This is a genomic window from Leifsonia shinshuensis, from assembly GCF_022606355.1.
In the GTDB taxonomy this organism is placed as follows: Bacteria; Actinomycetota; Actinomycetes; order Actinomycetales; family Microbacteriaceae; genus Leifsonia; species Leifsonia shinshuensis_B.
The window spans coordinates 187,986-200,113 of record NZ_JAHHZQ010000003.1 but is presented as its reverse complement, the minus strand read 5'-3'; the positions used below and the strand labels follow the sequence as shown (position 1 = coordinate 200,113).

9 protein-coding genes are annotated in these 12,128 nt (G+C 71.1%); 5 read left to right on the top strand and 4 right to left on the bottom strand.

The genetic code is table 11. The features are described 5' to 3' along the window. The first annotated feature begins 15 nt into the window (after positions 1 to 15). Positions 16 to 711 (top strand): PhzF family phenazine biosynthesis protein, encoded by a 696-nt coding sequence (locus KNO15_RS12470; protein ID WP_241704056.1) that lies wholly within the window; start codon positions 16 to 18, stop codon positions 709 to 711. Continuing rightward, on the top strand, positions 708 to 1,586 hold the full coding sequence (locus KNO15_RS12465; protein WP_241704055.1) for a virginiamycin B lyase family protein: 879 nt from the start codon (positions 708 to 710) through the stop codon (positions 1,584 to 1,586). Before KNO15_RS12470 ends, KNO15_RS12465 begins: the two co-directional genes overlap by 4 nt. Positions 1,587 to 1,686: 100 nt before the next feature. Here the strand turns inward: KNO15_RS12465 and KNO15_RS12460 are convergent, their stop codons facing one another. The 3 genes from KNO15_RS12460 to KNO15_RS12450 all read right to left on the bottom strand — a co-directional run bounded on the left by KNO15_RS12460 (position 1,687) and on the right by KNO15_RS12450 (position 4,074). Then, positions 1,687 to 3,180 carry a catalase gene (locus KNO15_RS12460; protein WP_241704054.1) on the bottom strand — a complete coding sequence of 498 codons (1,494 nt, stop codon included), beginning with the start codon at positions 3,178 to 3,180 and terminating at the stop codon, positions 1,687 to 1,689. Between the two features lie 13 nt (positions 3,181 to 3,193). Then, complete coding sequence (locus KNO15_RS12455) at positions 3,194 to 3,640, bottom strand: Fur family transcriptional regulator (protein ID WP_241704053.1); 447 nt, start codon at positions 3,638 to 3,640, stop codon at positions 3,194 to 3,196. 92 nt (positions 3,641 to 3,732) lie between these two features. Next, positions 3,733 to 4,074 (bottom strand): DUF2200 domain-containing protein, encoded by a 342-nt coding sequence (locus KNO15_RS12450; RefSeq protein WP_241704670.1) that lies wholly within the window; start codon positions 4,072 to 4,074, stop codon positions 3,733 to 3,735. A 125-nt stretch (positions 4,075 to 4,199) separates the two neighbouring features. Between KNO15_RS12450 and KNO15_RS12445 the strand changes: the two genes are divergently transcribed. From KNO15_RS12445 to KNO15_RS12435, 3 genes are all read left to right on the top strand, one after another. After that, on the top strand, positions 4,200 to 5,357 hold the full coding sequence (locus tag KNO15_RS12445; RefSeq protein ID WP_241704052.1) for a PqqD family peptide modification chaperone: 1,158 nt from the start codon (positions 4,200 to 4,202) through the stop codon (positions 5,355 to 5,357). A 328-nt stretch (positions 5,358 to 5,685) separates the two neighbouring features. Next, positions 5,686 to 9,870 carry a beta strand repeat-containing protein gene (locus tag KNO15_RS12440; protein WP_241704051.1) on the top strand — a complete coding sequence of 1,395 codons (4,185 nt, stop codon included), beginning with the start codon at positions 5,686 to 5,688 and terminating at the stop codon, positions 9,868 to 9,870. Continuing rightward, on the top strand, positions 9,867 to 10,337 hold the full coding sequence (locus KNO15_RS12435; protein WP_241704050.1) for a hypothetical protein: 471 nt from the start codon (positions 9,867 to 9,869) through the stop codon (positions 10,335 to 10,337). The genes KNO15_RS12440 and KNO15_RS12435 overlap by 4 nt, the downstream gene beginning before the upstream one ends. A 46-nt stretch (positions 10,338 to 10,383) precedes the next feature. On the opposite strand, the gene KNO15_RS12430 is transcribed toward KNO15_RS12435, so the two are convergent. Then, positions 10,384 to 12,111 carry a cation:proton antiporter gene (locus KNO15_RS12430; RefSeq protein ID WP_241704049.1) on the bottom strand — a complete coding sequence of 576 codons (1,728 nt, stop codon included), beginning with the start codon at positions 12,109 to 12,111 and terminating at the stop codon, positions 10,384 to 10,386. Positions 12,112 to 12,128 lie beyond the last annotated feature (17 nt).

Here is a 12,128-nt window from a genome sequence, read left to right as displayed (position 1 = left end):
GCCAGGGTGGAGGCTATGGATGAGATCGAGGTAGTGGTCGTCCGCGTCTTCACCGACGAACGCGGCACGAACGGCAACGAGCTGGGGATCGTGACGAGCTCGCCCGCCACAGCAGGACGCGAGCAGGACATCGCCGCGGCGCTGGGGTTCAGCGAGACGGTGTTCATCGACGCGCTGGACGAGTCAGGCGGCCTCGCGACCATCCGCATCTTCACGCCGGCCGCCGAGCTCCCGTTCGCCGGCCACCCGAGCGTCGGGACGGCGTGGTGGCTGGCGCACCAGCGCACCCCGGTCGGCGCTCTCGCCGAGAAGGCGGGGGACGTCGCGGTCTCGGTCGACCTGGACGCCGACGAGGCCGCCATCGACGCGCGTGCCGAGTGGGCACCGGCTTTCACCTGGCTGCCGCTCGCCACACCGGCGGACGTCGACGCGCTCGACCCGTTCTCGTTCACCGAGGGGCAGCACTACGCCTACGCGTGGATCGACGAGGCCGCAGGCACCCTGCGGGCGCGCATGTTCGCGCCGGCCATGGGCATCGTGGAGGACGAGGCGACCGGTGCCGCCGCGGTCGCCATCGCCGCGAAGCTCGGCCGTGCGCTGCGCATCACGCAGGGCGAGGGCTCCGAGCTGGTGACCGAGCCGCTCGGCGACGGTCTCATCCGTGTCGGCGGGACCGTCGTGTACGACCGCACCATCGACGCCACCCTGTGAGCGTCGAACTCTTCCCGGTCGCGCGGCCGGGCGACGGCGCGGAGGGCGACGGTCTGGTCGGCGTCGCGGCGACCGACGACGGCGCCGTGTGGTTCACCCTCAGCGAGAGCGGACAAGTCGGGCGCCGCGACCCGGACGGGACGCTGGCCTATCTCGATCTCGGCCCGGCCTCCCAACCGGTCGGCGTCAGCACGGCGACCGAGGACACCGTGTGGGTCGTCGACCGCACGGGCGACCGCCTGATGCACGTCGGCTCCGGCCTCCGCGTCGTCGGAGAGGTGGCCGTCCCGTCGGCGGGTGCTTTGCCGCTCGCCGCGGTGACCCTCCCCGACGGCACGACGTGGTTCACCGAGCAGTTCGGCGAGGTGCTCGGCCGCATCGACATCCTCGGTCGCGTCGAGGAGTTCCCCGTCGGGTCGGAGGGCGGCCCCTCGGGGATCGCCGCCTCCGGCGACAGCATCTGGTTCTCGCTGCAGGGGCACCGGCCGGCGCTGGGGCACGTGCGCGGCGGTGACGCGGCGATCGAGCTCGTGGAGCTCCCGCTGGGCTCCGGCCCGCTCGGCGTCACGGTCGCCGACGACGGCTCGGTATGGGCGGCGCTGCACGCGGTCGACGCTCTCGCGCGGGTCGACCGGGACCGTTCGGTCACCGTCGTGCCGCTCGACGAGGGGTCGAGCCCGTACGCGGTCGTCGCCGACGAGCGCGGCGTCTGGGCGTCGCTGTGGGGAGCCGACGCGCTCGTGCGCGTGACGGCCTCGGGCGAGGCCGAGCGGGTGCAGCTGCCTGCCGGCTCCGGCCCATGCGGCCTCGCCGTCGCGGCCGACGGTGCCGTCTGGGCGGCGCTGGCGTCGGGCGAGCTCGCGCGCTTTCGGTAACGGAGGAGATCCACCCTCCGAGACCGCCGAAACGCAGCGAACGGAGGAGATCGGGGCCGGTACCGGCCGGATCTCCTCCGTTCGCGTCAGCGGTGGTCGCCTACTCGGCGACCCCCACGTACTCCGCCGCCTCATCCGCATCCGCGACCCCGGCCTCGAGCCGCCCGCGCAGCGCGGCGCCGAGCGCGGCATCCACGTTCGTCCAGTACTGGATCGCTCGCTCGCGGATGTCCTCGCGGGTCACCCCGCCGACCGCGCCCGCGATCGTGTCGAGGAAGCGCTCGCGCGCCGCGTCGTCGAAGACCTCGCGGTAGAGGGTTCCGGCCTGACCGAAGTCGTCGTCCTCCGCGTGGAGGGTCGCCGCAGCGCGCACGAGCGCGCCGTCCGACTCCCACGAGCCCTCGCCCGCCGCCGCGGCGGAGGCCGAAGGCCCGCCGAACGAGTTCGGTGCGTACACCGGCGCGGTCGCCGGCTTGAAGCCGTGCCGCGCGGCGCCGTCCTGCGAGTAGTTGTTCACGGGAGCGACCGGCGCGTTGACCGGAAGCTCGTTGTAGTTGGTGCCGACACGGTAGCGCTGGGCGTCCGGGTACGAGAAGACGCGCGCCATCAGCATCTTGTCCGGGCTGATGTCGATGCCGGGAACGGTGTTGGCCGGCGAGAACGCCGCCTGCTCGATCTGCGCGAAGAAGTTCTCCGGGTTCTCGTTCAGGGTGTGCACGCCGACTTCGATCAGCGGATAGTCGGTGTGCGGCCAGACCTTGGTGAGATCGAACGGGTTGAAGCGGTAGGTCTTCGCGTCCTCGTACGGCATCACCTGCACACTCACCTTCCAGGCGGGGAAGTCGCCGCGCTCGATGGCCTCGTAGAGGTCACGGCGGTAGTAGTCGGCGTCTTCGCCCGCGATCCGCTCGGCCTCGGCGCCGTGCATCTCCTCGTTGCCCTGCAGCGCGTGGAAGTGGTACTTGACCCAGAAGCGCTCGCCGGCCGCGTTGATCCACTGGTAGGTGTGCGAGCCGTAACCGGGCATGGTGCGCCACGAGCGCGGGAGTCCGCGATCGCCCATCAGGTAGGTGACCTGGTGCGCCGACTCGGGCGACAGTGTCCAGAAGTCCCACTGCATGTCGGCATCGCGGAGACCGGAGCCCGGAAGGCGCTTCTGCGAGTGGATGAAGTCGGGGAACTTGATGCCGTCGCGGATGAAGAAGACCGGGGTGTTGTTGCCGACGATGTCGTAGTTGCCCTCGGTCGTGTAGAACTTCACCGAGAATCCGCGCACGTCGCGCCAGGTGTCGGGGGAGCCCTGTTCGCCCGCGACCGACGAGAACCGCTGCACGGTGCGGGTGGTGGCGCCCGGCTGGAACACCGCGGCCTTCGTGTAGGCGGTCACGTCGCCGGTGACGACGAACTCGCCGAACGCGCCGCCGCCCTTGGCGTGCACGATCCGCTCCGGGATCCGCTCGCGGTTGAACTGCGCGAGCTTCTCCACGAGGTACCGGTCGTGCAGGGCGGTGACGCCGTCGTGCCCTGCCGTCAGCGAGTGCGCGTCGCTGCCGACCGGGGTGCCGGTCTGGGTGGTCGTGTGGTTCTGCGTCATGGTTCTCCTAACCTCATTCGGCGTGCGACGGGGCTGTCGCCGCACGCTCCTGACAGGACGGGCACAGACCCCAGAAGGTCACCTCGGCCGTGTCGACCACGAAGCCGCCGGCATCCGAGGGATGCAGGCAGGGCGCGTGGCCGACGACGCAGTCGACGTCCGCGACCGCCCCGCACGACGTGCAGACGACGTGGTGGTGGTTGTCGCCGACGCGGCGCTCGTAGAGAGCCGGTGAGTGCGCCGGCTCGATCCGGCGGAGGAGGCCGGCGGCCGTGAGGTCGCCGAGCACGTTGTGGATGTTCTGGATCGAGGTGCCGGGCAGTGCGGGTAACACCGCTCGGTACACCGTTTCCGCATCCACGTGGGGCTGCGCGCCGAGCACGCGGAGGACGGCGAGCCGCCCCTGCGTGACACGGAGCCCGGACGTGCGGAGCGCGTCCATGAGCCGTGCCGTGTCCATGCCCCCACGCTATCGGTTAAGTTTTGACCTATTCAAAACACGTGGCATCCCGGGCGTGGCGGCAGCCGGCTCGATGGCGTCGGGGAAGCGCCTCAGCGCAGGATGGAGTCCAGCTTCTTGCCCCGCGCCAACTCGTCGACGAGCTTGTCCATGTACCGCAGCTTCTGCATGAGCGGGTCGTCGATCTCCTCCACCCGCACTCCGCAGACGACGCCGGTGATGAGTGAGGCGCGTGGGTTCGGCAGCGGCGCCTCCTCGAGGAACGTCTGGAGGTCGACGCCGCTCTCGATCGCCGCTGTCAGCCCCGGCTCGTCGTAGCCGGTCAGCCAGCGCACGACCGTGTCGACGTCAGCGGCGCTGCGGCCCTTGCGCTCCACCTTGGCGACGTAGAGCGGATAGATGCTCGCGAAGCTCGAGGCGAAGATCTTGTGCATGCACTCCAGGGTAGCGAGGGGAGGGATGGCGAGGGCGTCCTGGTCGTGGGCCGAGGAGTCGAGGCCGCGACTGGTCACGTATCCTTCCCTAAGACATATCGGGGCGAGACGGGGAGACGGTCCATTTGACGCACGAATTCGACGTCGAGGTGCTGGGCGTCGGGCTGCGCGTGCAGGTCGCCGGCATGTCCCCCGCCGACTTCCGGCGGCTGCGCGACCAGTGGGCCCGGCTTCCTGGCCACCCGGGGAGGTCGGCGACGATCTCCGCCGTCCTCGGGGATTTCACCGCCGGGACGGACGTGTGGGGCCCCGACTTCGACACGCTCTGCGTCGCGCTGCGGCAGGCGGTCAACCTGCGGGCGATCGAGAGCCGGCAGAAGGACCTCCTGCTGCTCCACGCCGCGGGCCTGGCCGACCCCGCCACGGGTGACGTCATCGCGCTGATCGGCCCGTCGGGCGCAGGCAAGACGACGGCCGCATCGACGCTCGGCACGATCCTGGGCTACGTGTCGGATGAAACCGTCGCTGTCGACGCGGACGGCAGGGTGCTCCCGTTCCCCAAGCCTCTCGCCGTCAAGCAGGGGACGGGTTCGATCAAGCGGATCGTGGGTCCGGACGCACTCGGCCTCCGCGACGTGCGCGCGCCACTGCGGCTCGCCCGCATCGCCCTCCTCGACCGTCGCGAGGAGAGCGTGCCGCCGACGATCACCACCCTGGGACTCGATGAGGCCCTCGCCGGGATCATCGAGCAGACCAGCTACTTCGCGTCCCTGCCCTGCGCCCTGCAGCGACTCGACGCCGTCGTCCGCGTCTCCGGAGGCGTCCACCTGATCCGCTATCAGCACGCGGCCGACCTGATCGGCCCGGTCTCCGAGCTGCTGAGGCGACCCGCCGTGCAGCTCGCGGCGCCGGCCATCAGCGCCGTGAGCCTGCCGGCGGACGACGTGGGCGCCATCCAGCCGGGCTCGTACGAGCGTTCGCCCGTCGACGACTGGATCGAGGTCGGCGGCGAGATCCTGGTGTTGTCGGAGAGGCGCGTCGTCCGGCTCTCCCCGCTCGGGTCGGTGATCTGGAACGCTCTGCAATCACCTCAGCCGCCGGACGAGCTGGTCGAGCGCGCCGAGGCCGCCTTCGGGCCGGCGCCCGACGGCGAGGCCGGCTCAACGGTCCACGCGATGCTCGACGAGCTCGCCTCCGCCGGACTGGTACGGCGTCGCTCGGATCGGGCGGAGGACCGGACGGCCATGCCCGTCGGGGCCGACGACGTGCCTCCTCTGCGCTGAGCGACGTGCCTCCTCTGTACTGAGCTCGGGGCTTCTCAGCCGGTCACCCGCGACGCAGGCGGACGAAAGCCGGGGTGATAACGGCTGTCGAGGCGGCGTCGATCGCGAGCGGAGGCAGCCCTCGGCGAACCCGTCGAGTCCCCGGTGGCGCCGCGGCGACGCGGGTGCAGGCCACGTCGGGACGCCCCCGACACGCGAAATGCAAGCCCCTACCGTTGCCTCGTTCGTCGTCGATGGCACGAGCCGGTCTCCCGACCGGGCGCGCCGCGACCACGGTGCGTTCCCGGCTGGCCATCAGGTCGGCCGGGTTCCGAGCGAGGGAGTGAGCATGCACCAGGCCGAGTCACCGTCGTCATCGTCGGGCTGGAGGCGACGCCTCGGCGCGCGGGTGACCGCGATCGCCGCGTTCCTCGCCGTCCTGGGTTCGGTGCTGGTCGCCGCCACTCCGGCCTCGGCCGTAGACGTCGATCCCGGCCCCGTCCCGGCGGCCCCCCCGAGCGCCGTTCCGCTCGACCCGTGGACTGCGGGCGGGGCGTCCGCGGCGGCGCCGCTGGCCGGCAACCTGGCCGGGTTGGGTCAGGCGGGCATTCAGGCACCCGGCCAGACGGTCACGGTCGCTGCGGGGACGACGAACACCACCACCACGCAGGATCCCACCGTCGTCACGGGTTGCCTGGGCGCGAACGTCGCCGTGGGCTTCACGGCGTCCTGCCGCACGAACACAGCGACCCTCACCTTCGACCACCCCGTCGCCAATCCGATCGTCGCGCTCGCTCCATCCTGGCGCTACCAGCAGCTGAACGGCACTCAGTGCATCGCCCAATGGCAGGACGTCACCTTCTCGTCGGTCAACGGTGTGCCAACCGGTGCGGGCCAAGTCCAGCCCTTCACGACGCCTGACCCGACCCAGGTGTCGTTCTCGAACAATCGACTGTCGCTCCTCCCGTCCTTCCCGCAGTCGATCCCGTGTGCCGGCGCAGCACCGACGTGGACCTTCCTCACCGTCGGCGGTCTGGTGACGAGTGTGACGTTCACCTACACGTCGATGGAGACGATCACTCGCAACACCCCGGGAACGACCCTGCCGGAGCCGACGGCACCCCTGCCGGGGATCTGGACGGTCGTCTACCTCCCTTCCGTGGATCTCTCCGTCGAGAAGACCGGTCCTGCCACGGTCCAGGCCGGCTCGCAGGTGAGCTGGCAGATCACCGTGACGAACGAAGGAGGCGGCAAGTCGTCCGGTTTCATCGTGCATGACGCGGTGCCTGCGGGAGTGACCGACCCGGTGATCTCGTCGGCGCCACCGGGCTGCGCGCTGTCGGGCAATGATCTGGTCTGCTCGGCCGCGCCACCGGGCTGGACCGTGACCCAGAATCCGACCGTGTCGACGGTCGCCGACCTGTCCGGCGGCGACACGCAATCGCTCGTCCCGTCCGTGCTGGACTCCGGGTCGACGTTCGGCCCGATCGTGATCACGGGCACCGCCCCGGCGACCCCCACCTCTCTGGCGAACTCGGTCAGCGTGTCCGGGACGGACGCCGACGTCGACACCTCCAACAACACCAGCTCCGTGACGACGGACGTGACCGCCGCTCCGTCCTCGATCCACCTCACGAAGACCGGCGCCCTGGCGGCGGGCGCCACCGGAGCGGCGGGCGAGACCGTCGACTACACCTTCTCCGCCCAGAACACCGGGACAGAGACGCTTACGAACGTGAGCATCGCCGACCCCCTGCCCGGCCTCTCTGCGCCGGCTTACACCTGGCCCGGTACGCCGGGCACCCTCCAGCCGGGCGAGACCGTCACCGCGACGGCGACCTACACGCTGACGCAAGCCGACGTGGACGCCGGCTCCGTGGTGAACACGGCGACGGCCTCCGGTGACGATCCGGCCGGTGCCCCCGTCACCTCCGACGACACCGCGACCGTGCCCGTCGCGCAGAACCCCGCCATCTCCCTGACCAAGACCGGCGCACTGGCTGCAGGCACGGGCGCGCCCGGAGACCCGGTGCATTACGCGTTCGTCGCCACCAACACGGGCAACGTCACGCTGACGAACGTCACGATCACGGACCCGCTGCCGGGGCTGTCGTCGCCGGTGTACACGTGGCCGGGGACCCCCGGCACACTGCAGCCGGGTGAGACGGTGACGGCGACGGCGACGTACGCGCTGTCGCAGGCGGACGTGAACGCCGGGTCGGTGGTGAACACCGCCTCCGTGACGGGGGACGGCCCCGGTGGCACCGGGGTCACCGACTCCGACACCGCGACGGTGCCAGTCAGCCAGGCCCCCGCTCTCGTCCTGACGAAGACCGGAGCGCTCGCGGCCGGTGCGACGGGCGCGGCGGGCGACACGGTGGACTACGGGTTCTCCGCGCAGAACACCGGCAACGTCACCCTGACGAACGTGTCGATCGCCGACCCGCTGCCGGGCCTGTCCGCTCTGACGTACGCGTGGCCGGGGACCCCCGGCACACTGGAGCCGGGTGAGACGGTGACGGCGACGGCGACGTATGCGCTGACGCAGGCGGACGTGAACGCCGGGTCGGTCGTCAACACGGCGACCGCGTCCGGTGACGACCCGACCGGCACCGCGGTGACCGACGAGGACGCGGCGACGGTCGCGCTGACGCAGACTCCGGGGATCGCCCTCACGAAGACCGGAACACTCGCGGCCGGTGCGACCGGTATCGCGGGCGACACGGTGGATTACACGTTCTCCGCGCACAACACGGGGAATGTCGTGCTCACGAACGTGTCGATCGCCGACCCGCTTCCGGGCCTCTCCGCCCTCGCCTACGCGTGGCCGGGGACTCCGGGCACACTGCAGCCGGGTGAGACGGTGACGGCGACGGCGACGTACGTGCTGACGCAGGCCGATGTGAACGCCGGTTCCGTGGTGAACACGGCGACCGCGTCCGGTGACGACCCGGCCGGCACCGCGGTGACCGACGAGGACACGGCGACCGTCGCGCCGACGCGCACTCCCGGGATCAGCCTGGTCAAGACCGGTGGTCTGGCGGCCGGTGCAGCGGGCGCGGCGGGCGACACGGTGGACTACACCTTCGCCGCCCGGAACACAGGGACGGTGACCCTCACGAACGTGTCGATCGCCGACCCGCTGCCGGGACTGTCGGCGCTGACGTACGCGTGGCCGGGGATCCCGGGCACCCTTCAGCCGGGTGAGACGGTGACGGCGACGGCGACGTATGCGCTGACGCAGGCGGACGTGAACGCCGGGTCGGTCGTCAACACGGCGACCGCGTCCGGCGCCGACCCCGACGGCACCTCTGTGACCGACGAGGACACGGCGACCGTCACGCCGACGCGCACTCCCGGGATCAGCCTGGTCAAGACCGGTGGTCTGGCGGCCGGTGCGACGGGCGTCGCGGGCGACACGGTGGAATACACCTTCGCCGCCCGGAACACGGGGACGGTGACCCTCACGAACGTGTCGATCGCCGACCCGCTTCCGGGCCTCTCCGCCCTCGCCTACACGTGGCCGGGTACTCCGGGCACATTGCAGCCGGGTGAGACGGTGACGGCGACGGCGACGTATGCGCTGACGCAGGCGGACGTGAACGCCGGTTCCGTGGTGAACACGGCGACCGCGTCCGGTGACGACCCGACCGGCACCCCACTGACCGCGAACGACACCGCGACGGTACCGATCCCATCGGCGCCCGCCCTCACGCTGGTGAAGACCGGAGCTCTCGCGGCCGGGGCGACGGGCGCCGTCGGCGATGTGGTCGACTTCCACTTCACGGCGACCAACACCGGGAACGTGCCGCTCTCGCAGGTGACCATCGACGATCCGATGGCCGGCCTCTCCGTCCTCGCATTCACCTGGCCGGGCACGCCGGGCGAACTCGCACCGGGAGAGTCCGTGACCGCCACGGCGAACTACAAGCTCACCCAAGCGGACGTCGACAACGGGTCGGTGTCGAACACCGCCACGGCGACCGGCGTCGGTCCGGGGGGCGAGGGGGTGGATGGCACGGACGCCACGACGGTTCCGGTCGACCCCGCGCCCGCCCTGACCCTGGTGAAGACCGGGGCGCTCGCAGCGGGCGTGACGGGAGCGCCGGGAGACCGCGTCGACTACGGCTTCACCGCCACCAACACGGGCAACGTGACGCTGACCGGTGTGAGCATCGACGACCCGCTGCCCGGCCTCTCGGCGCTCAGCTACCGCTGGCCCGGGACACCGGGGACACTCACCCCCGGCCAGTCGGTGACCGCGGTCGCGACGTACGTCGTAAGGGCGGCCGACGTGACGGCGGGGAAGGTGGCGAACACGGCGACCGTGACCGGCACCGACCCGCGCGGCGGAACGCCGGTGACCGCCACGAGCAACCGGGTCGTCATCGCGCTCGGCGCGTTGGCGGAGACCGGGTCGAACGTCGGCGACTCGATCCTCACGGCCTCCCTGATCGGTCTCGTGCTGATCCTCCTCGGCGCGGCCCTCTGGTTCGCCCGCATCGTCAACCGCCGCAGAAAGGCATCGGAATGAGAGCCAACGCCACCCGAAGGGCTGCAGTCCTCGCGCTCGTCCTCCCGCTCGCGATCCTGGTGGGGGTGACCGGGTGCAGCTCCCCGGCCGCCCCCGCAGGCACCCACGCCGCTGACGGGAAGGGCCCGACGAAGGGGACGACGACGGCACAGGACGGCACGGTCACCCGGGTCACGCACGCACCGGGGACGGCCACCGGGTATGTCGGCGCCCTCAAAGACGTCACGCTGGGCTCGTGCGCGGCGGGTGCATCGTCGACCCGGTTCGAGGGCACGGTCACCAACCCCACCTCGACGGAGCAGAGCTATCGCATCTATGTCTCCGTCCTGTCGGCCGGCAGCACGCTCGGAGTCCGCGAGATCGACGTCTCCGGACTCGGCGGCCACACGACCCAGAAGTGGTCGGGGACGCTGCCGGCCGGGAAATCGGGCGCGACGTGCGTGCTCCGGGTGGAGCGTCACAGCTGACGGCGGGGGCCTCGGGGCCCGGTGTCCGGCGGCGCGAACTCTCCCGCTACCGCGATCGTGACCGCAGCCGCGTCTCCTCGATGTCGAGCATCGACTGCGCCTCGCTGAGGATGCGCGACGGGTAGGCGCCGCGCGCGCGTTCCTCCAGGAGGCGGTCGCGTTCGGCGTCGACCACCGCGAGCCGGAGCGTCCGGTAGACGTGGTGCGGACGACTCTCCGGAGGGGCGTCCTCGAGGACGATGCGCTCCCACGCCGCCTCGGCTCGCAGGTAGGTGGTCTGGCGCACCCGCTCGACCACCTCGGGGTCGACGGGCGTGGAAGCGCCCGCGGCGGTCTCCGGGTCGTCGAGCACCGCGAGGCCCGCCTCGCTCAAGTCGTCGAGCAGCCGGGCGAGGAGGCGCCTGTCGTCCTTCACATCGACTCCCTGCAGCCCCAGCAGTTTGATCAGCCACGGCAGGGTTCCGCCCTGGACCACCAGGCTCACGAACGCCACGGTGAACGCGATCAGGATGAGCTGCGGGCGGTAGGGGATGTCGCCGGGCAGAGACTGCGCCGCCGCGAGCGTGACGACGCCGCGCATGCCGGACCAGCCGAGCACCACGCCGCCCTTCCAGTCGATCGCCTCCTGGCGGAACTCCTCCAGGTCGCTGCGGTGCCGCGTGTAGCGCATCTCGGCGCGCTGTTTTCGCTGGGCCTGCCAGCGGTAGCGCACCGGATGGTCTCGGAAGTAGCTGATCATCAGCCATTCCCGCAGCACGTGCTTCTCTGCGCGTTCGCCGCGTCTTCGGAGGAAGAAGATCAGCGGACCGATCAGCACGAAGCGGATGACGACGAGGGAGGCCATCGCGATCAGGCCGATGCCGACGGCATCCCACACGCTCAGGATCTCGGGGTGCTCGACGTCGGCGATGAGGGTGCGCAGCTCGAGACCGATGAGCAGGAAGACGCCGTTCTCGAGCAGGAACTGGATGGTGCGCCAGTTGATCTGGTCGCTGATCCTGGCCTGGGCGCTGAACTGCCGCGGGGCGGCGTGCCCGGTGTAGAGCCCGGTGATGACGACCGCGAGGACGCCCGAACCGTGCAGCGCCTCCGTGGGCGCGAACGCGGCGAACGGCACGACGACCGACAGGGCCGTGTCGAGCACCGGGTCGTTCAGCTTGGAGCGCACCCACACCGACACGAATCCGACGACGAGACCGATCACCAGCGCGATGATCACGGCAGAGAAGAAGTCGAGAACGCCCGCGATCGGCGTCGCCAGGGAGCCGACCGCCGCCGCGAGTGCCGTGCGCAGCAGCACCAGCGCGGTGGCGTCGTTGACCAGGCCCTCGCCCTCGAGCACGGTCAGCAGGCGCGGTGGGAGGCCGAGCTTGCGGCCGATCGAGGTCGCGGCGACCGCGTCGGGCGGGCTGATGATGGCGCCGAGTGCGATGGCGGCGGCGAGGTTGAGGTCGGGCAGCATCGTGTACAGCACGAAGCCGGAGGCGAACGCCGTGACGACGACGAGGAACACGGAGAGGCCGGCGATCGGCGCGAGGTTCCTGCGGAAGTCGGTGAGCGGGACGCTGATCGCCGCGGCGTACAGGATCGGCGGCAGCAACCCGTCGAGGATGATCTCCGGCGGGACGTCGATCTCCGGGACCCCGGGCAGCCCCGAGAGCGTGACGCCGACGATGACGAGGATGATGGGCGCGGCGACACCGAGTTTGCGGGCGAAGGCGGCTACGCCGACGATCACCGCGACGGCGATCACCGCATAGACACCGAGCTCCATCCCTCAAGCCTAGGGAA

What these genes read in the sequence shown, in the direction of transcription:
- KNO15_RS12470 (WP_241704056.1), top strand. Translation starts at nt 16, where the DNA reads ATGGATGAGATCGAGGTAGTGGTCGTCCGCGTCTTCACCGACGAACGC.
- KNO15_RS12460 (WP_241704054.1), bottom strand. Translation starts at nt 3,180, where the DNA reads ATGACGCAGAACCACACGACCACCCAGACCGGCACCCCGGTCGGCAGC.
- KNO15_RS12455 (WP_241704053.1), bottom strand. Translation starts at nt 3,640, where the DNA reads ATGGACACGGCACGGCTCATGGACGCGCTCCGCACGTCCGGGCTCCGT.
- KNO15_RS12450 (WP_241704670.1), bottom strand. Translation starts at nt 4,074, where the DNA reads ATGCACAAGATCTTCGCCTCGAGCTTCGCGAGCATCTATCCGCTCTAC.
- KNO15_RS12440 (WP_241704051.1), top strand. Translation starts at nt 5,686, where the DNA reads ATGCACCAGGCCGAGTCACCGTCGTCATCGTCGGGCTGGAGGCGACGC.
- KNO15_RS12435 (WP_241704050.1), top strand. Translation starts at nt 9,867, where the DNA reads ATGAGAGCCAACGCCACCCGAAGGGCTGCAGTCCTCGCGCTCGTCCTC.
- KNO15_RS12430 (WP_241704049.1), bottom strand. Translation starts at nt 12,111, where the DNA reads ATGGAGCTCGGTGTCTATGCGGTGATCGCCGTCGCGGTGATCGTCGGC.